20 protein-coding genes and 2 pseudogenes are annotated in these 23,704 nt (G+C 49.5%); 14 read left to right on the forward strand and 8 right to left on the reverse strand.

Features of this window, described 5'->3' with window-relative positions; translation table 11 throughout:
• On the reverse strand, positions 1–760 hold a 760-nt coding region (locus tag WCC56_RS03730; RefSeq protein ID WP_424691096.1), incomplete at its 3' end, for a cation transporter.
• Between the two features lie 96 nt (positions 761–856).
• Here WCC56_RS03730 and cueR point away from each other — a divergent pair.
• On the forward strand, positions 857–1,267 hold the full coding sequence (gene cueR, locus WCC56_RS03735; RefSeq protein WP_424691097.1) for a Cu(I)-responsive transcriptional regulator: 411 nt from the start codon (positions 857–859) through the stop codon (positions 1,265–1,267).
• Between the two features lie 63 nt (positions 1,268–1,330).
• Here cueR and WCC56_RS03740 read toward each other — a convergent pair whose 3' ends face one another.
• Positions 1,331–2,338, reverse strand: a complete 1,008-nt coding sequence (locus WCC56_RS03740; RefSeq protein ID WP_424691098.1) for a GntR family transcriptional regulator — start codon at positions 2,336–2,338, stop codon at positions 1,331–1,333.
• Positions 2,339–2,725: 387 nt separating this feature from the next.
• Between WCC56_RS03740 and WCC56_RS03745 the strand changes: the two genes are divergently transcribed.
• From WCC56_RS03745 to WCC56_RS03775, 7 genes are read left to right on the forward strand one after another with little or no spacing between them, the layout of a single operon-like run.
• The gene (locus WCC56_RS03745) at positions 2,726–3,607 is read left to right on the forward strand and encodes a polysaccharide deacetylase family protein (protein ID WP_424691099.1); all 882 of its coding nucleotides are present in this window, start codon (positions 2,726–2,728) and stop codon (positions 3,605–3,607) included.
• A gap of 30 nt (positions 3,608–3,637) precedes the next feature.
• On the forward strand, positions 3,638–5,020 hold the full coding sequence (locus tag WCC56_RS03750) for an MFS transporter (RefSeq protein ID WP_424691100.1): 1,383 nt from the start codon (positions 3,638–3,640) through the stop codon (positions 5,018–5,020).
• A 3-nt stretch (positions 5,021–5,023) separates the two neighbouring features.
• The gene (locus WCC56_RS03755) at positions 5,024–5,800 is read left to right on the forward strand and encodes an SDR family NAD(P)-dependent oxidoreductase (protein WP_424691101.1); all 777 of its coding nucleotides are present in this window, start codon (positions 5,024–5,026) and stop codon (positions 5,798–5,800) included.
• A gap of 8 nt (positions 5,801–5,808) precedes the next feature.
• Positions 5,809–6,561 (forward strand): SDR family NAD(P)-dependent oxidoreductase, encoded by a 753-nt coding sequence (locus WCC56_RS03760; RefSeq protein ID WP_424691102.1) that lies wholly within the window; start codon positions 5,809–5,811, stop codon positions 6,559–6,561.
• A 15-nt stretch (positions 6,562–6,576) separates the two neighbouring features.
• The gene (locus tag WCC56_RS03765) at positions 6,577–6,873 is read left to right on the forward strand and encodes a hypothetical protein (RefSeq protein WP_424691103.1); all 297 of its coding nucleotides are present in this window, start codon (positions 6,577–6,579) and stop codon (positions 6,871–6,873) included.
• A gap of 3 nt (positions 6,874–6,876) precedes the next feature.
• Positions 6,877–7,989, forward strand: coding sequence for a CobW family GTP-binding protein (locus tag WCC56_RS03770; protein WP_424691104.1), 1,113 nt, complete (start codon positions 6,877–6,879; stop codon positions 7,987–7,989).
• Positions 7,989–9,182: an ABC transporter substrate-binding protein gene (locus tag WCC56_RS03775; protein WP_424691105.1), complete on the forward strand. Its 1,194-nt coding sequence runs from the start codon at positions 7,989–7,991 to the stop codon at positions 9,180–9,182. Before WCC56_RS03770 ends, WCC56_RS03775 begins: the two co-directional genes overlap by 1 nt.
• Here WCC56_RS03775 and WCC56_RS03780 read toward each other — a convergent pair.
• Positions 9,151–9,618, reverse strand: coding sequence for an NfeD family protein (locus tag WCC56_RS03780; RefSeq protein ID WP_424691106.1), 468 nt, complete (start codon positions 9,616–9,618; stop codon positions 9,151–9,153). The genes WCC56_RS03775 and WCC56_RS03780 overlap by 32 nt on opposite strands.
• A pseudogene (locus tag WCC56_RS03785) lies at positions 9,615–10,199 on the reverse strand (SPFH domain-containing protein); the annotation flags it as partial. The gene WCC56_RS03780 and the pseudogene WCC56_RS03785, both read right to left, overlap by 4 nt.
• A 71-nt stretch (positions 10,200–10,270) precedes the next feature.
• Between WCC56_RS03785 and WCC56_RS03790 the strand changes: the two are divergent.
• A complete protein-coding gene (locus WCC56_RS03790; RefSeq protein ID WP_424691107.1) occupies positions 10,271–11,902 on the forward strand; it encodes a recombinase family protein in 1,632 nt (543 codons plus the stop codon).
• Between the two features lie 1,537 nt (positions 11,903–13,439).
• Positions 13,440–14,417 carry a hypothetical protein gene (locus tag WCC56_RS03795; RefSeq protein ID WP_424691108.1) on the forward strand — a complete coding sequence of 326 codons (978 nt, stop codon included), beginning with the start codon at positions 13,440–13,442 and terminating at the stop codon, positions 14,415–14,417.
• A 1,257-nt stretch (positions 14,418–15,674) separates the two neighbouring features.
• On the opposite strand, the gene WCC56_RS03800 is transcribed toward WCC56_RS03795, so the two are convergent.
• On the reverse strand, positions 15,675–16,238 hold the full coding sequence (locus WCC56_RS03800; RefSeq protein ID WP_424691109.1) for a recombinase family protein: 564 nt from the start codon (positions 16,236–16,238) through the stop codon (positions 15,675–15,677).
• Between the two features lie 1,105 nt (positions 16,239–17,343).
• Here WCC56_RS03800 and WCC56_RS03805 point away from each other — a divergent pair.
• The 4 genes from WCC56_RS03805 (at position 17,344) to WCC56_RS03820 (ending at position 21,427) form a co-directional block, all read left to right on the forward strand.
• Complete coding sequence (locus WCC56_RS03805; RefSeq protein WP_424691110.1) at positions 17,344–17,721, forward strand: phage tail assembly chaperone; 378 nt, start codon at positions 17,344–17,346, stop codon at positions 17,719–17,721.
• A gap of 590 nt (positions 17,722–18,311) precedes the next feature.
• Positions 18,312–18,977 (forward strand): hypothetical protein, encoded by a 666-nt coding sequence (locus tag WCC56_RS03810; RefSeq protein ID WP_424691111.1) that lies wholly within the window; start codon positions 18,312–18,314, stop codon positions 18,975–18,977.
• Between the two features lie 19 nt (positions 18,978–18,996).
• Positions 18,997–19,275: a hypothetical protein gene (locus WCC56_RS03815; protein ID WP_424691112.1), complete on the forward strand. Its 279-nt coding sequence runs from the start codon at positions 18,997–18,999 to the stop codon at positions 19,273–19,275.
• Positions 19,268–21,427 (forward strand): tape measure protein, encoded by a 2,160-nt coding sequence (locus WCC56_RS03820; RefSeq protein WP_424691113.1) that lies wholly within the window; start codon positions 19,268–19,270, stop codon positions 21,425–21,427. The genes WCC56_RS03815 and WCC56_RS03820 overlap by 8 nt, the downstream gene beginning before the upstream one ends.
• 101 nt (positions 21,428–21,528) lie before the next feature.
• On the opposite strand, the pseudogene WCC56_RS03825 reads toward WCC56_RS03820, so the two are convergent.
• From WCC56_RS03825 to WCC56_RS03835, 3 genes and pseudogenes are all read right to left on the reverse strand, one after another.
• Positions 21,529–21,876 (reverse strand): annotated as a pseudogene (locus tag WCC56_RS03825) (SPFH domain-containing protein); the annotation flags it as partial.
• Positions 21,877–21,973: 97 nt separating this feature from the next.
• Positions 21,974–22,831, reverse strand: coding sequence for a co-chaperone YbbN (locus tag WCC56_RS03830; protein WP_424691114.1), 858 nt, complete (start codon positions 22,829–22,831; stop codon positions 21,974–21,976).
• Between the two features lie 77 nt (positions 22,832–22,908).
• The gene (locus WCC56_RS03835; protein WP_424691115.1) at positions 22,909–23,682 is read right to left on the reverse strand and encodes an SDR family oxidoreductase; all 774 of its coding nucleotides are present in this window, start codon (positions 23,680–23,682) and stop codon (positions 22,909–22,911) included.
• Positions 23,683–23,704: the final 22 nt, after the last annotated feature.

Genomic DNA, 23,704 nt, shown 5'->3' on the forward strand with positions numbered 1-23,704 from the left:
GTCCAACGGCAAGCCAGCCGCTGCGGTTGCTGTCGGTCAGCATCATATTGTCGCCGACCATGCCCCACAGCATCAGTGGAATGCCTAAGGTCAGGGCGAGGGCGGCCTGCCAGCGAAAACGGCGCACGGCCCGGCGGGCAGTTTGCTGCTGTTTCTCGCGTCGTTCTGCGTAATCCTCAATGATTTCTGCCGCATAACCGGCATTTTTCACCGCATCGATCAGCGCACCAGGTGCAGCATCACCCATCACCAGCGCGCTGCGCTCGGCAAGGTTAACCCGTGCCTGGCTGACACCTGTTACCTGTTGCAGCGCAGTCTGTACCCGGCTGACGCAACTGGCACAACTCATGCCATCAATCAGCAGGTGAAAACTCTCTGCCGAGGGCGCTTCTGAGGCCGTCAGCGGCTGAGCGTTTACCCTCGCTTCTGCAGGCTGAACGGCCTCAACATTCTGGGCGCTATCAGTCTGTTCCGCCGGAAGCTGATGAGGGTCCGCTGTCAGCGCTTCCGGCTGGGATCCTGATTCTGTCAGCGGTTCAGTCTTTGGGAAGCTGGCATCCTGCGCCAGGCTGGCATGATAACCGGCCTGTTCAACCGCGGCGATTAGCTCGCTGGCTTCAGCGCTGCCGCTGATACGGGCTTCAGTGATCGACACTTCTGCCTGGTCAACGTCTGCACGCTGCTCCAGCGTCTCTTTCACTCTTTTCACACAGTGGCCGCAGGACAAGCCATCCAGCGCCAGAATAGTGGTTTGTGACATGGTATAAGCTCCAGGTTATCCGGTTTGACCCCAACGGGGTTTTACAGTAGTAATGAAGGTTAAACCTTCCATCAAGGGGAAGGTCAAGGAGAGAAGATGAATATCAGCGATGTGGCAAAAAAAACCGGGCTGACCAGCAAGGCGATTCGATTTTATGAAGAGAAAGGTCTGGTTACTGCGCCATTGCGGAGCGAAAACGGCTACCGCAGCTATACCGCTAAACATCTTGAAGAGCTGACGTTGCTGCGCCAGGCCCGGCAGGTAGGCTTCAATCTGGAAGAGTGCGGCGAGATGGTGACGCTGTTTAATAACCCTCAGCGTCACAGCGCCGATGTGAAGGCCAGAACACTGCAAAAAGTGGCGGAAATTGAGTCACATATTCAGGAACTGACCCAGATGCGTGAGCGTTTGCTGGCCTTAGCGGAAAGTTGCCCGGGCGACGACAGCGCCGATTGCCCGATCATTAATGATCTTGCTGGCTGCTGCCACAGCAAAAAAGCCGGTTAAGTTAGCGTACGATGCTGCACTGGTGCGGCTAAACGAGACTCAGCACCGACGTTACACCGGCCCTCAGCTCAAACGCAGCAGATAAGGTGGCAGTTCAGGCACCGGTAAGACAGACAGCACCTTGAGCTTCTGTAATGTTCTGATCTGCGAACGCTCCAGATGTTCACGCAGCCCCATCGCCGCCAAATCCCAGCTCCCTTTTAGTAGCATGTCATACACCAGGCGGTGTTCTTTGACGATCGAGTCATCGATCGGGATCGCCAGCATCTCATAAAAAATTCGCGTGACGATCAGCGGTGACTGACTCTGGCGCATGATCTCCATCATCGTGCGGTTACCCGCTGGCTCCAGGCAGAACAGATGCAGATCGTCCTCAACCTGTTCCAGTTCGGCAGAGCTCACCCGTTTGCCCTCAACCTGATCCAACCGTTTAAGGTTATCGAGGATCTGCTGCTGCGGCAGGTGAGGAGCGGCTTTACGCAGCGCGGCTGATTCAAGGCTGGCTCGGATCTCATAGTGATCGCTGATCTCTCTTGCCGTTAACGGGCCTGCCAGCCATTGAGAATAGGGTTCTTTCTCTACCAATCCTTTGTCCCGCAGGCGCATCAGACTTTCGCGGATGCTGTTGCGGCTGACGTTATAGAACTCGGCGGCCTGGGCTTCATTCAGCTGATAGTGGCCGAAGACCATGCAGGTGGAGAGCGCTTCCTGCAGGCTTTGCAGCAGTTTCTCTCCGGTGCTGCGGGTATCAACCAGCTCACGTTCCTGATCCAAACCCAACACGCTGCGCGTTAAAGCGATGCGCTGCGGATCAACTTCCTCATTCTGCCGGGCGACGATAAAGCCACGGCCTTCAAAACGGGTGATCAGGCCCTGATCGTGCAGCAGGCTCAGCGCCTGGCGGACAGGGACGCGGCTGGTGCCAAAAAGCTGTGCCAGCGGGCCTTCAACCAGTACCAATCCGTGCGGAACCTTGCGGGAGGCAATGGCATCTTCAAGCACCTGACGGATCGTTTCATAGCGCGCGGGCGCTTTGGCCTCCATTTTCACACTGTCACTGTCGTTAACCATCCTTAATCCCACTCTCCCGCTGATCAGGAAACCATTATGCCATAGCCCCTCAGTTTCAGGGGAGGGAAGGCGTGCGCCTCTTCACAGTGCAGGCTGCACAATAATGGATCATTTAAGTAAATATACATTATATCTAAGGTCTGGTAACCCAAGCGTCAATCGGCATGCTGTGCGTTAACTTTTCACTTTTAACAAAAACATTAAGTTAACAATCAATGGCTTAATTTTACCTCTGGCAAAACTGAGAGATCCCTCTCAAAAACCTGGCATCCTCTTTGCTACCTTAAAAATGTACATTTATTTTTAATATCCATTTTATAGGCGACAAAGTGAGCGGGTGAAGACCTGATACTGACTTTAAAGCCGCCCAGATTAGGAGAGTCAAAGATGGCCAAAGAAATCCTGTGTGCGTTTGGTGTGGATGTGGATGCCGTTGCAGGCTGGTTGGGTTCGTACGGCGGTGAAGACTCACCAGACGATATTTCTCGTGGCATGTTCGCTGGTGAAGTGGGTGCCCCTCGTCTGCTGAAAATGTTTGCTGAACATCAGCTGAAAACAACGTGGTTTATTCCAGGCCACTCCATCGAAACCTTCCCGGAGCAGATGCAGGCCGTGGCCGACGCAGGTCATGAAATTGGCATCCACGGTTACAGCCATGAAAATCCAATCGCGATGACCCCGGCGCAGGAAGAAGCCATTCTGGATCGCAGCATTGAGCTGGTCAGCAAACTGGCCGGCAAGCGCCCGACCGGTTATGTGGCGCCATGGTGGGAATTCAGCAACGTCACTAACGAGCTGCTGCTGAAGAAAGGCATCAAGTATGACCACAGCCTGATGCATAACGACTTCCATCCGTACTACGTCCGCGTGGGCGACAGCTGGACCAAAATTGATTACAGCAAACACCCGGACAGCTGGATGAAACCGCTTGAGCGCGGTGTGGAAACCGACCTGGTTGAGATCCCGGCTAACTGGTACCTCGACGATCTGCCGCCGATGATGTTTATCAAAAAATCCCCCAACAGCCACGGCTTCGTCAACCCGCGCCATCTGGAAGAGATGTGGCGTGACCAGTTTGACTGGGTCTATCGCGAAAACGACTTCGCCGTCTTCACCATGACCATTCATCCGGATGTGTCAGGCCGCCCTCAGGTGCTGCTGATGCTGGAACGCCTGATCAAATACATTCAAAGCCATGAAGGCGTGCGTTTTGTCACCTTCGACGAAATCGCTGATGACCACCTGAAGCGCAATCCGCGCCAGGGTTAAGCCCATTACCTTTTGATGAGTGAGCGCACTATGAGCCTGTTTAAACGACCGTCTGTGAATGGCTGGCTTCCACAGCAGTTGAGCCTCAAAGATGTGAAATTCGCCACCTGGATTGCCTTTTTTGCCTGGGTATTCGCGGTGTATGACTTCATTTTATTCGGTACCTTGCTGCCAGCGATTGGCGGTCACTTCGGCTGGAGCGAAGTGGAACAGGCTGAAATCGCCACCTGGGTTGCGGTGGGCGGCGCAGTGATTGCGCTGGCGATTGGCCCGCTGGTGGATCGCCTTGGCCGTCGTATGGGGATCGTGATTACCGTGGGTGGCGCTGCGCTTTGTTCGCTGCTGACCGCCATCGGTGGCGCGTGGGGCAAAGGTGCGCTTACCGCCATTCGTTCGGTCGCCGGGTTGGGCTACGCGGAACAGACCGTTAACGCAACCTATCTTTCTGAACTGTATGCCGCAATTGACGATCCAAAACTGAACAAGCGTAAAGGCTTTATCTACAGCCTGGTACAGGGTGGCTGGCCGGTAGGGGCGCTGGTGGCTTCTGCACTCACCGCCATACTGATGCCGATTATCGGCTGGCAGGGCAGCTTTATCTTTGCCGCAGTCCCTTCTCTGGTGATCGCCGTGATGGCGTTGAAACTGAAAGAGACGCCGCAGTTCCAGGTTCATCAACACATTAAACAGCTGCGTGCAGCAGGCAATGAAACGGATGCGCGTCAGGTGGCTCAGGATTATGAGATGCCCTACGAAGAGCAGCAGAAATCTGGCCTTGCTGCGGCTTTCCGTGGCACCTCACTGCGGGCAACGTTGGTATTAGGCGGCGCGGTGTTGCTGAACTGGTTTGCGATTCAGATCTTCAGCGTGCTTGGCACCACCGTGATCACTAAAACCCATGCAGTGTCGTTCGACAACTCGCTACTGATCCTGATCATGTCCAACCTTGTCGGTTATTGCGGCTATCTGGCTCACGGCTGGCTGGGCGACCGTTTTGGTCGTCGCAACACCATCGCGGTCGGCTGGATGCTGGGCGGCATCGCCTTTGCCGGAATGCTGTTCTGCCCGGACAATTTTGCCATCATCGTCGCGCTTTATAGCGTTGGCCTGTTCTTCCTGATTGGGCCGTACGCAGCAGCACTGTTCTTTATCAGCGAAAGTTTCCCAACCGCTATCCGTGCTACGGCTGGCGCGCTGATTGGTGCGATGGGGCCGGTTGGCGCGATTATCGCTGGCGTGGGCACCACGTCCATCCTCAGCAACGGCGGGCACTGGCAGGAAGCGGCTTTATGGTTTGGCGCGCTGCCGTGCTTTATCTCCGGAATGATTATTTTGCTGGCCCGTCACGTGCCTGAGAAAGCGGCTGCGCCACAGAGCGCAACGCACAACGCCACCATCCAGATTCAGGAGTGAAGTGTGACTGAGAGGCAAAAAAAGAGTGAAGTAGCGCTGATTAGCGGCGCGGCCAGCGGAATAGGCCTGGCACTGGCAAAAAACTATGCCCAGCGCGGTGTGAAAGTGGTTGGCGGATTTTATCCCGCCGATCCTCACGACCCAAAATTAGCGGCGGCGGAAGTGGAGGCATTAGGTGGCGATGCGCTGTGGTTGCCGCTGGACGTGGCGAGGACTGAATCAGTCAATGCCTTCGTCGCAGCAGCGCTGGAGCATTTTGGCCGGATCGATTACCTGGTGGCAAACGCTGGCGTGCTGCGCCGTGCACCGATTGAAGAGATGAGCGATGAGCGCTGGAACGAGATGCTCAACGTCGATCTGACTGGCGTGATGCGCTGCTTCCGCGCGGCGGCTCCTCACCTTGCAGAGGGCGCAAGCCTGGTGGCCGTATCCTCCATCGCTGGCGGCGTTTACGGGTGGCAGGATCATGCGCATTACGCGGCGGCCAAAGCGGGTATTCCGGGGATCTGCCGCTCAATGGCGGTAGAACTTGCCCCTAAAGGCGTACGTTGTAACGCGGTAATCCCGGGACTGATAGAAACGCCGCAGTCGCTGGATAAAGAGAACTCGCTGGGGCCAGAAGGGCTGGCAAAAGCCTCACGAGTGATCCCTCTGGGCCGGCCTGGCCGGGCTGATGAAGTGGCTAACCTGATCAGTTTTCTGACCAGCGAGGCCAGCAGCTATCTTACCGGACAAAGTCTGATTATCGACGGCGGCCTGACCGTGCGCTGGCCAGACTAAAGGAGCGAATGATGAGGCAACTGGAACAGAAAAGAGCGGTGATTACCGGTGCGGCCAGCGGAATTGGGTTGGCCATTGCCAGCCTGTTTGCCCGCGAAGGCGCACGTCTGGTATTGACCGATCGCCATGCAGATAACCTGCAAAAAGCCGTGGCTGCCTGTCGTGAGCTGGGTGCGGAATGCATTGGAGTGGTAGCGGACGTTGGGCAGGTCAGCGGCGCACAGGCTGGTGTTGATGCCTGCGTCGAACAGTTTGCTGGCATCGACATTCTGGTCAATAACGCCGGAATGCTCAGCCAGGCACGCTGTGGCGATATCAGCCTGGCAATGTGGGACCAGATGATGGCTGTCGATCTCCGCAGCGTTTTTCTGGCTTCACAGCGCGCGCTGCCGTGGATGCTGAAGCAGCAGTGGGGCCGCATCATCAACGTGGCTTCTCAACTCGGCATCAAAGGCGGAGCAGAACTTTGTCATTACGCCGCCGCCAAAGCTGGCGTGATTGGATTGACCAAATCGCTGGCGCTGGAAGTCTCCGCGCAAAACGTGCTGGTGAATGCCATTGCGCCTGGCCCGATAGAAACGCCGCTGATTGATGGCCTGAACAGCGAGTGGAAGAGAGCCAAAGCCGCCGAACTGCCTTTGGGCCGCTTTGGCCGGGCGGAGGAAATTGCACCGGTGGCGCTGCTGCTGGCAAGCGAACCGGGCGGCAACCTTTTCGTAGGTCAGACGCTTGGGCCGAATTCTGGCGATGTCATGCCCTGAAACAAGGAGAGCGAGATGTGCGGCGTTTGTGGCTTGCTGGACAGCGGTCCGCAGTGGAGCGATCCGCTGCAAAATACCTTACCTCGCCGTCAGCTGCGGTTGCAGCAGATGGCGATGTTAAATCATGCGCTGGCTCCTTTTCGTCTGAAACTGACCGATTTTCACACCAGTTGGGTACTGGCAAGTCCGACAGGTCAGCAGGTGATAGTGAACAGCCTGGAGCAAATCTGGCAGGAAGCAGAAGCACTGATGAAGCGCCCGCTGGATCCGCTGGATGACGACTGGCTGGCCGCCCTGGAACAGAAGAGGTAGAAAATGCAGGATGGGCAGAAGATCCCGGTACACGTACTGAGCGGCTTTCTGGGCAGTGGCAAAACGACCCTGCTCAAAAGCTGGCTTGGCGGGCAGGCGCTGGCTGATGTGGCGTTGCTGGTGAATGAGTTTGGTGAAGTGGGCATTGATCATCTGTTGTTAGGCGAGGTTGCGCCAGACACGGTGTTATTGCCCAGCGGATGCGTGTGCTGTCAGGTGCGGGGAGAGCTGAAACAGGCTCTGCTTGATCTGAGCGAACGGCGCGAACGCGGAGAACTTCCGCCTTTTAAAAAGGTGATCCTTGAAACGACAGGTCTTGCCGATCCCTCGCCCATACTGTCTACCTTGTTGCACGACCGCCAACTTCAGTACCACTTTGCGCAGGGCGTTCTGGTGACGCTGGTGGATGCGGAGCACGGTTGGCAGCAGGCAAAAAACCAGCCGGAGTGGCTGGCTCAGGTCACGGCGGCCGATAAGCTGGCGGTAAGTAAAGGGGATCGCGTTAGCAGTACGCAGCGCGAAGAGCTTGAAGCTTACCTTCAGCAAGTGAACCCGCTGGCCGAGATTGCCGAAACCAGCAGGTTCCTGACTCAGGCCGACAAGCTGTTCGAAGCCAGTATCAGCCAGGGCACTGCACATCAGCGCTTTCGCTGGCTGGGTAATGCGGTGGCTGACAGGATCGGCTTACTGACCCGTGATGCCGCTATGGCAACCGCACCTGAAGCTTCAGGTGCGGCAACGGTGCCAGGTACAGTGGCATCCTTAGATCGCCCGGCTTTGCCGTTGGGCTTCAATCATCCGCAAACTGAAACCTGCGTCATCACCCTGAGGGAGAATATTAACTGGGCGGCCTTTGCTGTCTGGCTGTCGATGCTATTACACTGTCATGGCAGTTCGATACTGCGGATGAAGGGGATCTTGCGGGTGCAGGAGAGCAGCACGCCGGTGGTTATCCACGGTGTTCAGCACAGCCTGCATCCGCCGGTTCATCTGACAGACTGGCCCGGCGAGCTGGAAAGCTCCCAGCTGGTATTTATTCTTCGGGGCCTTAGCGCCTCGCGGTTGCGGAGCGCCTTCCTGCGTTTTCAGCAGCCCTTTTTAATCGGTGATAAGTAATGAACTCCGCGGCCGTGGCGACAAACCAGATCACCCTGCGCGTACTGGGCACTTCAGTCACTCTGCTGGAGCGCCTTCGCTTGCGGGCCGAACAGGATTTAGGCATCAAAATCGTTTATCTGCTGCGCAGCGTGGAAGACGCGCAGCGCATCGCGGTGATGGAGCCCGAAAGCTACGACCTTTACGATCAGTGGTTCCACAATATCGATTTTGTCTGGCCTGCCCGCGCTATTCAGCCGCTGGAAATCAGCCGCCTGACTCACTGGGATGAGATCAATTCACTGCCGAAGCAGGGCACATTGATTCCCGGTGCAAAACTGGGCGACGGCAGCGTCCCGGTTAACCGTCTGTATGTTCAGCATGATGGTAATCTTGGCGGCCAGCCAACAGAGCTGATCAGCATGCTGCCGTTGACCCATAATGCCGACAGTTTTGCATATCATGCCGACCGGCTTCCCGCGGCGCTAAGCCGTGAACAGGAGAGCTGGGGCTGGTTACTGCATCCTGCTTTCTCGGGCCAGGCGGCATTGCAGGATGATGCGGCAATGGGCGCGTTGGATGCGGTGCTGGCGGTGCAGGGCGCTGGGCTGGGAGAGTTCAGTAATGTGGGCAATCTGACGCTGGAAGAGATCGATAACCTGACCAGCGTGCTGGCAGGGTTGCAGCGGCAGGGGCATTTCGCTGCCTTTTGGTCAACTCAGGATGAGGCCTGTGCACTGATTGAGAATCAGCAGGTTGGCGTGCAAAGCCTGTGGGCTCCGACCTATTTCAGGCACCATTTCCGCCAGAGCGGCTACAAACTTGCCACGCCAAAAGAAGGCTACCGCGCCTGGTACGGCGGCCTGTCTTTATCGCGCTGCGCAACGGGGAAGATTAAGGATGCGGCCTATGCGTACCTGAACTGGTGGCAGTCTGGCTGGCCTGGCGCGATTATGGCTCGTCAGGGGTATTACATTTCCAACCCGGAACGGACGCGCCAGCATCTGTCGCAGGCTGAGTGGGATTTCTGGTATGGCGGAAAACCAGCCAGTGAAGTGTTGCCAGACGCCTCAGGTCAGCCGTTGATCGCGAAAGGGGAAGTGCGCGATGGCGGCAGCTACGAACAACGGATGAGCCATATCGGCGTCTGGAACTCGGTCATGGATGAACATAACTATCTGGTCAGACGCTGGCAGGATTTCCTGCGCGCCTGATGATTCTCAGCGTGACGCCTTCCACGGCAACCACCGTGACCGGGGTTCCCGCTGGGAAGTTTTCCGCTGCCTGAACACGCCAGCCGCTGTCGCCAATGCGCACATGACCAAAGCCATCTACCAACGCTTCATCCAGCGTTAATTCCCTACCGATTAACTGCAGGCCACGCTGATTAAGCGAGGAGGGCGGCTGCTGGCGGTCTTTGCCTTTCAGCCAGCGATACCACCAAAGAGCAGAAAGCACCGTTAACAGCGCAAAGCTAACGCCCTGCCATTCCCACGGCAGCGGCACCAGCCACACCAGCAGGCTGACAAGCAGGGCGGCGACACCGCTCCACAGCAGATAGCCGCTGGCCCCCAGCATTTCAGCTGCCAGCAAAACGCCACCCAGCGACAGCCAAAGCCACCACGGGTTGGCTAACAGGTCGGTGATCATTTCACACCTCGTTCCTTTTTGCTCTCGCCCAGCAGTTCGGCAATCCCCGCAATGGAGCCCATCAGACTGCTCGCTTCCAGCGGCATCATCACCAGCTTACTGCTGTTAGAGGTGCCGATTTTTTGCAGGGCATCGGTGTATTTCTGCGCCACAAAATAGTTGATGGCCTGAATGTCCCCGGCGGCGATCGCTTCTGAGACCATTTTGGTAGCCAGAGCCTCAGCTTCAGCACTACGCTCGCGAGCTTCAGCTTGCAGGAATGCCGACTGACGCTCACCTTCGGCTTTCAGGATTTGTGACTGCTTCTCGCCCTCAGCACGCAGGATGGCGGCCTGACGCACCCCTTCAGCTTCCAGAATTCCCGCACGCTTGGTTCGTTCAGCTTTCATCTGGGCATTCATTGAGGCGATCAGTTCGACCGGCGGCCGCACGTCACGGATTTCAATACGGGTGATTTTAACGCCCCACGGATTGGTCGCTTCATCGACAATCCGCAGCAGACGGGTATTGATGTTATCGCGCTGCGAGAGCATCTCATCCAGATCCATCGACCCCAGCACCGTACGCATATTGGTCATGGTACAGGTGTAATAGAGATGCATTTGTGGTAAATTCTGCCCACCAGCTAAAGGCAATCTCCAGAGAATTACCAATGAAACTAGCAATCCCCTATGTTCGATACAGTTCAGCCGAACAGGCTACAGGTGACAGCCTCAGACGGCAGCGTAAGCTGATTGATGCATGGTCGGTAACTCACCCTGATTACACTCTGTCGAACGAAATCTATAAAGATGAGGGATTGTCTGCTTATCATGGGAAACACGCGGATGGTGATTTAGGTCGCCTTACAGACAACATTATAAACGGCAGTATTCCACCTGGTAGTGTCATCTTATTGGAAAGCTTAGACAGACTGTCTAGGGAGTCTGTTTCCAAAGCAAGAAAACGTCTGGAGGCAATTCTTGAACATGGTGTGGACGTTTATACCCTTTCTGATAACGAACATTACAAAATTTCATCCCTTGATGACTCAATGCATATTATCAAAGGTGTATTGCTGGCTCAGCGTGCTCACGAAGAGTCAGAATTAAAAAGTAGTCGAATGAAAGAGGTTTGGTCTCATAAACGTGAACTAGCCAATAAAAGTGGAAAAATATTGTCATCAGCCTGCCCCCGCTGGTTAGAAGTTAACAGTGACAGAACAGCCTTTATTTTTACAGAGCATCTGGATACTGTGAAGAGAATCTTCAAATTACGTCTTGATGGTTACTCAATGTCAAACATTGCTCAGGCTCTTAATGTTGACCTTACACCAACTTTTAAAAATCATATTGGGAAATGGAATCAGAGCACTGTACAGCAATTACTGTGTAACCCTGCTACATACGGTTTAAAAGTCCCCTCAAGGAAAACTGTTGTTACAGGTGTAGAGCCGATACATGGATATTATACGGTGAAAGGGAAGGGGGCTATTCTTGAATCAGACTTTAATGCTGTTCAGCAACTTTCATCAGACAAGGTAAGAAGTCCAGCAGGTGATAACCCTCTGTCGACAAATATACTCAAGGGTGTTCTGGTGTGTAAGCACTGCTCAGCATCAGTTATTATGAGCAGCGTGACTAAAGGCAAGATGGGGTATTACGTTTGCTCTCTGAGACGTTTGAAGCGTTGTAATACAGCTCAGGCTGTAAGACGTGACATTACAGATGCTGCTATTGTGCGAGGATTAATTTACAAAGCTGAAAGGCTTCTTGCTGGTTCAAGCACTGAAAAGGCTAACTTAAAAGAATTCTCAGCAAAACGTGATAACTTGGTTGCATCAAGAGATATGCTGGTAACTCTTTTACTTGATAACCGTATCACTCAGGATAATTACAACAGCCGCTATGATGGGCTTGCAGTCCAGATTAACAAAATGTCTTCTGAAATAGCGTCAGAGCAACAGCGTATCTCATCCTCTACCAATATTCCAAATGTGTTAAGCCTTAACCTCGATGATAAACCTTCACGTGTCGAAATGAATCTCATCGTAAGGAAGTTGATTAAGAAAATCTATCTTGATGGGAATAACAAAACCTGTGACATTGAAATGCATTCTGGCTACAAACTGATTAACTTTCCATTGGGTCATCTGACAGAAGAGGGTGACATTACCGTTAACGATGCGGAGCGCTGGATTGAGATAATGCACATCGCTGGAATAAAGGAACACACCTTTACTGCTGGTGATGAGTTTATACCTTCACATGACTTCCCACAGTGGGTTAAGGATAATGAGGGCTAACCAGAGGCTCTCTGTGAGGTTATTTTTATGTGGGTAACCCAAGTGTATAGGTTGTGCTGCAAAGTCGCTTAGGGTGCGTTACAGGAGGTTTGGTGCGGTTCCATCTGTAATCAGATGCAGTGTAATCCTGCATCAGTGGATGGGCTAACGTGACCTGCAACCCAAAAGTCTTGCCTAATTCTCCAGAGTGGACAAATTGCCAATCCTACTGTATTCCTGTAAGTAACTGTTTGTAGGTTGCTTATTTAATTTTATGAAAAAATAAAGATTGATAGTGATTGATAGGTGTTGACTTGCGAGATATTCTTATCAAAGGGTTTTCACCTAAACAGTTACTTCTTAACAGTATATCTTTACAGATATCTGTACAGAGGCGTCACGAGTGAGCGAGTGACTATGGCTGCTAGCGTAGCAAGCCAGACAAGTGTTACCAGTTCACCTCAAGGAATAACTCTCCCTTCCCATAATCTTGTCTTATCAGTCGCTTGCTCCTTCTTCACTGAACAGAACCACTCCACAGACAAAAATCCTTAAGATTATTCCTAATAAACATTTGAAGTTCAGAAAATAATCAGGTAAATTCCCCGCTAGCAATGAACTAGCAGCCTGTAAAGGGTTTGCTTGCAAAGATTGCACACAGCTCACAATAAAAAAAAATCATTGTATCAAAACCGTTGACCCCTCTTCTGAGGGGTTTTTTTGCATTTATCTGTACAGAACCACTTATGAATACCTCGTTTTTACCCCATCCACGCCAGTCTTGAAAAATCCATAAACTACCTGGACAAATCCATAAGCTTACCTACAATAACCTTTGCTGTTTGGGAGTGAGGTTTGCTGACCTCACGTTTCACTTCAGCTACCCCGATGATAATAATAGTATTAGGCAAAACATTGACAGCCCTCTTCGGAGGGTTCTTTTTGGCCTAAACAAAGTGACCTGCACGATTTACTATGCCTGCCAGAGAAAGCCAACCATCTTAACTGATGGTTTTCTTGTTGCTGCTGCTCATGGAATGATTCGTTGTTGTTAGTCTTGCTAATGACAAGTCTTACCGTGACCAGAGCCTTACCGAGCTATCTGGAAATATTGTCACGCTAAAGTTCACTAATCATTGATATTCATAGCATTTTTCAACCAGAACTTTTCTCAATATACCCCTTTTTGAAGCATCTGATTAGCTGGCTTTAGTTGTCTCTTGGCATTGGGAGCGAGCAGGCGAGCGACCAGAGGGCTGATGAGCGGTAGCAAGCCCAATCTTAACCCACCCCACTTATCATAATTTAATCATGAATACAACAGAAATGTCTGGACAAATGTTACAAATATGTTAATATTAATTATGAGTTAAGGAAATACATCAACAGAGGGTTAATGCCTATTCTAACGTGCACCACATGCATCAAATCTTTTCAGGCAGCAAGAACACGAAGTGGTAACAGTTTCTGTAGTGATTCGTGCAGGCAGTCTTACGGACGAATCATTAAGGGTGGTACTCGACTAACCCCTAAACAGAGAATTGAAAACAGTACCTTCATGCGCAGACTTGTTAGCGCAGCAGTACAGTCTGGTTCAGTGGCAATATTCCCAACATCCCAAGATGACTTCAGCGCCCTCTATGCATTACACGCCAAAGCAGCTATTTATAACTTCAGCCTTGAAGATGGTCAAAAGGTTGAGTTATCGCATTACTGCCCAGCATCAAATCGTGGTGCCTATACAGTGCGTAATCTTGGAATCTGGTCAGCTAGTGATAACAGAAAGTTTTCAGATAAACATATGCCCTTCGGTTCACAGATTGCAGCTAAAGCTTTCAGTGACCCCCACTACAAAGTCAGCAGCACAAAAGATGCCAGAGAAAAGATTATAAAATACTTTGGACATCTCATCACACAAATCACCAGTGATACGGGTAACCATATTAATTTACCGCTCACTCAAATTACTAAACGGGTAAAAAAGATAATGAAAACTACCAATATTGAATTCAACAAACTAATCAGCATGAGCAAGGAAGACCTTATTACTCTTCTTAACAAACATGGCATCACCAAAGATGAAGTTAAGCCAGCGGCTTTTGCTTCAACACTCAGCGATGTTCACAGAAGAGAAATCTATAACCAGATTAACCTCTACCCTGGCAAGGCTGCTGACCTTCAGGAGCTTGCCCAGCTATGCAGAGATAGCGCATCAGATGAGTTTGACCCTTACTTACTGTTCGGTTCAAAAGCTATCACTGGCAGAGCTGGTGAAGCGCTTCAGGAGCTACGTGATTACATTACCCTTGAGGGTATCATCCTGAACAGTAATTCCTTTGCTGACCCTGATGCAGCAATTGAACTCGATGACGGTACAAAGATTTATGAAGAAATCGAAGGGCGTAAAGTTTCAGAGCTAAACAGTGACCAGCTTTATTCATGGTACAAAGATTCGAAGCATTACAATTCCAAAGCATCCATTACAACAGCCAGAATTAAGGAGTTCTACCAGAATGAATTACCAGTTGCCGCCTGAGTATATAAAGTTACTGACTGAGGGGGAGACCCCTGTCAGGTCGCTCGATAAAATGTTTGGAATTGATAAAAACCTGTCACCGTTACTCCGCTCAGTTGCTGGCTTTAAAGTTTCAAGACACCAAGCTGTGACAGAGCGATACGCTCAAATTAAACCACTGCTGTCCAGTGGTATGACTCAGCGGGCTATTGCTTCGAAGCTTTCCTGTTCAGTTGGCACTATCCAGAAGGTGATAAAGTCTTACAGAGCTACCTGAACAAATTGTCACGCTAAAGTCAGCTAAGTATTGATTTTAAACAACATTATCAAATCCAATTTTTCTCAATATACCCCTTTTAAGCAATCTGCTTAGCCCCTTTAGCTGCAACTCAACATCAGCTAATCAGCACATCGGTTAACAGTGATAGCAGCTTGAATTACAAGCAATTAACAGGAGCAGGTAACAGACCACTTTACAGACTCAGTTCACCAGCTTACCAGTCTGTCTGTAACGCTATTTATATGTTTTTATTGATAATTTTGTTAATTCCCTGCAGGTGAAATTAACAGGTTTTGCTGTTGGCTTAACCACATTCTCAATCTCATTCATAAATTCACCTTAAAAGTGCATAAATTTAACATTACATTAACATTTTATTCATTAACTCAAAATCACCCCTCAGAAGCCCTTTAGGCAACTCTCTGGTCATATCCATGCAAGTCATACCCTTAGCAGTAAGGTTGCCTGGAATCGATTCTGGGTGGCTTAAAAGGGTAAGGCGAGCTGGCGAGACTAACGATTGCTGTATGAGCAAGAGGCGAGATTAAACCTCAACGGTTAAGTTGATTCTGTACACACAATTGAACGCAAGGAATTTCACAATGACTGGTCACACAAACATACGCCTGAGCCTGAAGACGGTTCAGCAGTTAGACAGCCTTGTTAAAATGACAGGCTTAACACGACAGCAGTTACTGCTAATTATCGCGAAAGGAGACCTCTGATGGTCGAATCTAAACTTACATCAATCCGAAATGAAACTCTCCAGCTATTTAAGCAGAAAGCTCTGGTGAAGGGTTACAAGACTCCTGTGCTTATTGCCCTGGAGATTAAGAGATTGCACGATGCAGAATTAAGAAAACAAATTATCAGTGAGCTGGTAAGGGAATGGCGGTAAAGAATTATGTTGCTAAACAAACTCAGCCACCTGCTAACGCTGGCACTGGCTGTACCTATAGATTACCCGTACAGCTTCTCAATCGTAGCGGTGGTTATTTTTACACTGCTGCTAAGGATTTCTTAATACGAAAAGCCATTGCTCTACCAATACCTGTTGCTGACATCACATCTGCCACGCTGACGCCTTCAGATAAGAGTTCCCTGGCTTTAACACCAGCTTCAGATACAGGTTTACCCAGTTTAACTCCCTCTGATTTCAACTGTGACAGCTTGGCCTTGGTCCTTTCACTAATCATATCCCTTTCCAGTTGAGCCATTGAAGAGATAACGCCAAGAATCATCTTGCCCATTGATGTACCGAAATCCACACCTTCACGCTGTGACATCACGCTGACAGATTTCTTGCTCAGTGACTCAACAGTGGTCAGAACGTCAATAGATGAGCGTCCTAAGCGGTCTATCCCGATTACATGAACAGAGTCGCCAGTTTGAAGGAGGTTAAACATCTCCTTGAAGCCATCACGGTTCATTGTGCTGACAGTGCCCGATACACCGATATCCGAAAACACAGCATCAGCTTTACCGTAATGCTGCTCTAACTGGCTAACCTGCTGGGTGACAGTCTGCCCTGTAGTGGATGCCCGAACGTAAAAGTATTTCATGGTGTGGTTCCCGCTGCTTATTAGCAGATTTCAACAGCACTAAGTATACAGTCTACTAATTCACTAATCTACTAAACAATCGTTAAGTAGACTCGAGGTGTCAAAATTAATTATGTTGACGGCTATCTGTAGCTATGCTAGCCACCAGCAGCACACCACTTATCAGTAGCGCTGACAATGCTCAGCCACGCTTACCCTAAATCCTCTCTGTAACGCACCCTAAGCAACTCTAATGAATATCCTTGTCAGTTATTGGTAATGCTCTGTGAATGCCTTTGGATACTTAGCAGTGGCTCTGGCGAGGGTTAATAGAATGTTGCAGATATTTTAATATTTTGCTTTCAAAAGGTAACGCCTGTTTTGACAAGACTAAGCAGGTATACATTAACGCTGATAAAACTTTCCAGAACAACCACCAGCATCTAATTTTTTTAGAAAAAATAAAAGAGGTATGAATGTATGAGTCACCATTACGTGATAACACCATTGTGGTATTCCCTGACAATAAATCCCTCAAGGAGATGCAGGAGAAGTCAAAGGGTCACACTGGAGCTATCTTCTGTTATTCCCCAGTCATGAAAAGAATCAACCTGAACACGTATAGCCTGAAGGGAGCATGTTTGGTAACCACTGAAGTGTCACTGGATTTTATGCGAAAGAATATGGCTACTGACATTAACTTAAAAGGGTATGAGGTTACTCGTTATCACGGTGACCATGGCTCAATAGAGTTATTCTAAAAGTCAATAATATCTACCGTTAAATCACCGAAATAACGTGACAAATTACCTGTTTCTGATATAATTAAAGAGTGGGAAAAAGATTGTTCGAAATTATGTTAGGGTGACGGATAGAGCACTATCATTAACCCTGTTTCCACTCCCCCTCTTGATATACTCCAGAATAGCGCCTTAAGTCTAAATCCTGTTTTCTCCAAGCAGGTGAGGAACCCCTCTCATTGAGCTTGTGCATCACTGATGTACATTGAGGGTATTACTCTGGCGTATATTAAAATTGCTTTCCTGATGGTGTTGCTAAACATACATTGGCTTCACCTCTTTTTATAAAAAATAAAACTCTATCCAACTCTTTTAAGGTGTACCTAATGGCTATCAAAACAGCTGAAAAAACCATGTCTGATGGTAAAGTATTAAAAATTGTATTACTCCCTGCTCTTCAGGGAATCCAGATGTCCACTCAGCTAAGTAAAGTGGCAATCCCAGTACTGGCTACGATGCAACGTGATAACGCTGACCTCTCAGAAATTGCTTTAAGCGCTCTGAACAATCTTGATGAACTGGAAATTGAAAAAATGATTCTCCAACTCTTCAATGGTTCAACAATTGATGACTTCCCGATTAAACCTGATGATTATTTCTCTGGAAATTATGGTGAACTGGTGACCTTCTTATCATTCGCCATTGAAGCGAACTTTAAAAGTTTTTTCTCAACAGACGCCCTGTCAGTCCTGAATATCGCCTAACAGAGGCAACTCAAGCATTACTCAACTGTCCACGTACAGACGCTGCTATTGCTGAGGCTCAATATAAACCTGCTATGGATATGCTGAGAATTTATAACTTAGCAGCCAACACATTTATCAAAGTGACGCTGACAGAGGTTATGGAACTAAGTTTCCCAGACTTCCTGTCACTGGAAGATTACGTTTATATCAAATCGCTGTATCAGCAAGAGTTTAACCATAATCAGGAATTACTCAGCAAGCAGAGGTAACAGAATGCAGGAAATATTACTTTTAACGAGTAGTGCTATCTCTTCAGGTTACCTCTTTGCTGTGCTGTTAGGGTGACCAATGCTCAAACTATCTCGTATCGGGATAACACTCGATACAAACAAAACATCCTTTGCAGACGTTCTGAAACTATTCCACCAGCCAGAACTTTTCAAAGAAGAGATTCGTCAACTTGTGATAAAGACTCAGATACCCTCTACAGAGGTTGAGTATCAAGTTAATGATATACATAAAAAATTTATAAGAGGTTTAGCTAAGTCCATGAAGAGTGCTTTGAAAGCAGATGGTACGTAGCTATATCACCTATTTAAGGAAACAGAATGAATAATATTCCAACCCCATTACCAGTAGCAAGAAACGCTGACCACACAATTCTAGATTCACATGGTCTTTTTACAAACACAGAAGCTGCTGATAAGGCTCAGCAAGAAGCTGAAGCTTTACATTTATCTCTTCAGTCTATAAATGATGAAAAAAACCATGCTACAGATGACCTTTCACTATTGTCACCATCAGAACAGCGTACAGCTTTAGAAAATTTTGCCATTCCTCGCATCAGAGAATTAACCTTTAAACATTCTCAAACGTGTGCTGATGTTGAACATTACGACCGTCAGTCTACTATTTCGAAAATAAATCATCAGAACAGCTTCGCTATCACTGGAATGCATCCTGATGTAAAGCTTTTACCTTGCGCCGGTGATACGCATTTCAACTCTATTCTGTCTACAGGTCAGATTCCTCAAGGTTATAAACTTTGGCAGAGACGACCAGCAAACCTGGTGCTGATTCCTGTTGAGGTTAACAATATCCTTGAGTATGCCACCAGCCCAGAAGCTATTGCATATGCAGAAGCGCAGCAAACATTAGACAGAGATGTACTGGTTAATAAGCGTAACCATGCGGCTATTCAGCTTTCAGAGTTCAAGAAAGACATCGCAAAAAGACTTAAACAGATTCCTACGCTGGAAGCTTACTTAAAATAATAAATAAAAGAGGTCTGAAATGACAATTACAACAACTCCTAATAGAGGGCGCTTCAGACCTGGAAATAATTTCAGTAATGGACGACCTGCACTAAACAACCTAATCCGCATCCTTAGAGATACCAGTAATTTTGAATCTGGTCATGTTCTCTGTGACAGCTTGCTAACTGCAATCATGAACCGTGATGCTGAAACATTAAAGCGCTTCGGTATCTCTCCTGCTCAGATTAAGGTTAACGAGCAACTGCTTGCAGCGGGTCACCTGCACTTTAAAGTGAAGGGTTCTAATAATGGGTAAGTTTACAGTATCAGAATTCGTCATTGAAGTTGGTTTCCAAGAGAAAGTGACCAAAGGTTTAGAGCGTCTTGAGAAGAAGGTGCTGGCTTCCTCACAGGTCATGGAATCTCGTCTTAATAAAGTCTTCAAGAACATCGACACGGCACCTTTGCATAAGAAATTCGTTGCCCTTGAGAAACACTCTAAATCTATCTCTCAAAACATCTCCAAGAATCTCGAAAAAGCTTTAAATAAACGTGTTAACAGCTCAAATGTGTTCACTGGATTAGAAAATGATGCTCGTGCAGCAGTCCGAAGAGTTAATGGTACATTGGGCAGAATCAGACCTCCTAGAGTAGGTGGTAATGGTAACGGTACTCCCGCTCCTAATACTAGACCTCCACGTAATTCTCCGGCTCAGCGTTTATATGAAAGATTTAATAACTCTGCTCAGATGCGCCGTTTAGAAGTCTCTGGTGGAAGGAACACTTTATTCGCTCGTGAGGTACAGTCTCGTGCTGCTAATGCGATGCTCAGCTTTGGTAACGATACAGAGCAGCTTAGACGTTACTTTGCAGTATTACAGAATCAGGTAAGAGAACATGCAGCAGCTACCAGACGTGATACAACTGAGATTAACCGCCACCAGCAAGCAGAACAAAGAGAGCGCACAAGGGCAACTGTAAGACCTCCTGTGACCAGTACAAGAAGTGCTGAAAGCTCTACCATGCTGGGAACACTCAAGGGTGTCATGCTCTCATCCGGTATTCTGTTCGCTATCCAAAAAGCTGGAGAGATAGCACGAGAGTCTTACAAACAAGGTTCTGAGCGCTCTCAGACGCAAACTATGATGTCCTCTGCGTTTGGTAAGGATGCTGGCAGTGTTGAAGCATCTGTCAAAGCACTGGCTAACAAATACGGTCTAGACGAGACAGAGAGCCGCAGAGAGATAGCCATCCTACGTAACACAATGCCCCATGAGAAGTTTTCAAATGATGACCTGTTGGCGCACATGGAAAATTTGTCGGTCTTTTCACATGCCACTGGTGTAAATCAGGAAGCACAGGGAAGGGCAAACTATGCAATCAGCCAAATTTCCGGTTCTGCCAAGATAAACAAGCAAGATATCAATCAGTTAACTAATGCCATTCCAGAAGCGTTGAAGATTACAGCTCAGGCTATGGGTAAATCTAAACGTTGGCTTATCGATAACATGAAGGATATTGACCCAGCAGTTTTCCTGAAGAATTTTGAAAAGGGCATGAAGGATTTCAATACTTCAACAGGTGCCGCTGTAAAGGCACAGGAAAGCATCCAGGCACAGCAGGGCAGACTCGCTAACGCATGGAACAATGACCTTGTGTCTATGTTCGCTGCCACAGGGACATCTGTAGGCTCATGGATGGACGTCCTTACCAGCGTCCTGATTCGTGCTGAACCTGTGTTCATTGGCATTGGTAAGAGCGTTGCTTACCTAAGTGACCGCATCAAGAAGAACATGGAAGTGTTAGACGGTTTCAAAAAGTCACTTGATGACCTCTGGAGCAGTCTGTCACCAGAATCACAAAAAGCACTTTCAATAGTTGGTAAATTCTTCTGGAATCTTGGCAAGTCCCTGGCAAACCTCCCTTATCAGGCATTTGAAGCTGCAATTGATAAAATGGTTTGGTTTATTAACTGGCTCACGAATAAGGATATCAGCAAGAATGATAACCCTTCAGATAAGTACGGTGACGGGGTAATCAAAGATTCGTTCGTAGAAAAGATGCTGGATTGGATGGATAGCGGCAATAAGAACTATGAACGTGTGAACAGTGACAACCCTTCACAGTCACTTATCGACAATCTGAAAAGTAATCTACAGACAGACTATTCATTCAAGTCTACGGACTACCTGAAAGATGGCCTAAGAGATGCTCAGCGAATGAGCCTGCAACAGAACATGATGCAAATGACGCTTAACGTTCAACCTGCTCAGGTTCAGGCAATTGCCCCAGTGACTATTGAGTTTGATAAACCAAGCTTTATCCATTTTGTTCAATCAGAGGCTCAGTATTCGATTACCAATCACAGTGAGTCACAGTTGATGAGTTCTCAGGGACTGGGTGGGGGCTGGCAGACTGCCGGTCAGAATGCTGGGTTCACACCGTCATTGCTCAAAAGTTCCAAGTAACCCGTGACCCCGTTCAGTTAATTCTGTTCGGGGTTTTTTATTGCCTGAAAATTAATCAATCCCAACCATCCAATTGATTTATATGGTTATAATTAAACGTGTACATTGGTCATGGTCAGATTCACAATCGCCAGTTCAAGATTACGCACTTCATAGGCTGCGCGTGGCGCATCCACTACCTGCGTGAAGCAGACGGCATCAATGGTAACGCTGGCGTTGTCTTTGGAGATGATTTCTTGCGAGGGGATATCCAGAACCTGTTCCATCATGCTGATCTTGCGACCGACACGATCCATAAACGGCACCAGAAGATTCAGGCCAGGTTGCAGCGTTTTGGTATAACGGCCAAAGCGCTCCACCGTCCACTGATAGCCTTGAGGGACAATTTTAATGCCTGACCAGACAACGATCAGGGCCAGAACAATAATGACGGGAATGACTGTGAGCATATAACCTCCGGATTGTTGTTACCTGGGCCGACTCATTCGGCCCAACCCCGTCATCATTCAGCCCGCCAGCAAGGCAGGCTAAAAGGTTCCGGGAAGATCAGTACAGCAAAGAGTAGAGCTGCCTGCGGTATTTTGCCGCCAGTGCATCGCCCGTTCCCAGCGCAGCCAGGATCTCCTGCAGCATTTTACGCGCCTGACCGTTCGCTGCACCCAAATCCTTCTTCAGGTGGCTGAACAGCAGTTCCAGCGCTTCTTCATTTCGTCCAACCTGATGCAGTTGCAGCGCCAGTTTGGCAGCCAGCTCAGCGTTTTCAGGTTCAGCTTCCAGCTGCTGTTGAAGCTGTTGGATCTCTGGCGTGTCTGCCGCTTGCTTAAGCAGATCGATCTGCGCCATCAGCCCCTGATAACGGGTATCTTTGTCCTGCAAAGGCACCACGCTCAGCACTTGTTCAGCTTCCTCGCTGCGGCTTAAGGCAATCAGCGCTTCAGCCAGCAGGAAGCCCATCTCGCTGTTCTGATTGCTCAGCTGCCAGGCCTCTTTCAGCAGCGGCAGGGCATCCAGCACTTTGCCTTCTTCCATCAGCTGCATGCCTTCTTGCGCTTTCAATTCTTCTGCCTTTGGCAGCACTTTTTCCAGCAGGGCGCGGATAGCTTCTTCCGGTTGCGGCCCCTGGAAACCATCAACAGGCTGACCATTCTGGAACAGATAAACGGTTGGAATAGAGCGCAGCCCAAACTGCTGAGCGACGGCCGGTTCGGCATCACAATCCAGCTCGGCCAGGATGAACTGACCAGCATACTCCTGTGCAAGGCGTTCCAGAACCGGTGACAGTTCCTGGCAATGCTGGCTGCGGGCAGACCAGAAGTAAAACAGGACCGGCACCTGCATAGACTGCTCTAGCGTCTGTTGCAGGTTGGCTTCGTTAATCGTAACAATTGCAGCTTGTGGTGACATGAATTCGTCTCTTTATCCGGGTTTCTTACTGTATTGGGGCGCAGCGCGGTGCTTCAAGGTTTATCGTCGCTATCCGGCTATTTCCCGCGCAAAATGCGATCCAGCATCCAGCCGGGCAGTAAACGGCGCAACAGGCTCATGCCGTGGGCGACAACGGTCACCGGATAGCGCAAGCGCGGATGCTTACTCTCTAAAGCATGGCGCAATTTCGGCAAAATTGCCTCGGGCGGCAGCGTGAAACGGGCAGCAATGCCGGGGTTCTTCACCGGTTTGTCCAGCTGGCCCTGACTGACGTTCTCTGTGAATTTTGTTTTGATCGGCCCAGGCTCAATCAGGCTGACGCGAATGCCGCTACCGTGCAGCTCCATACGCAGCGCATCTGACCAGGCTTCCAGCGCATATTTGCTGGCCGCATAGGTGCCGCGACCGGGAGTGGAAATCAGCCCTAAAACCGAACTGGTGTTCACTATTCTGGCTGCACCGCTGGCGCGCAAGGCGGGCAGTAATAATGTCGTCAGCTGATGCGTACCGAACAGGTTCGTGGCGAACTGCTGCTCCATCTGCTGGCGTGAAATAGACTCCAGCGGACCATAAACGCCATAGCCGCCGTTATTGAACAGCCCGTACACTCGCCCTTCGCTAAGGGCGATTATCTCCGCCGCAGCGCGTTCAACGCTCTCGCTGTCGTTCAGATCCAGTTGAATGCCGGTAAACCCCAGTTCATTCATCCGCGCCACATCTTCCGGCTTACGACAAGCCGCAAAGATGTGATAACCGCGGCGCAATAAATCGTTGGCGGCCACCAGACCAATCCCGCTGGAACAGCCGGTTATTACTATGATTTTTTGCATAACTTTACCTGTAGGCCGTCTG

The sequence above is a fragment of the Erwinia sp. genome (assembly GCF_049696395.1).
Taxonomy (GTDB): domain Bacteria; phylum Pseudomonadota; class Gammaproteobacteria; order Enterobacterales; family Enterobacteriaceae; genus Erwinia.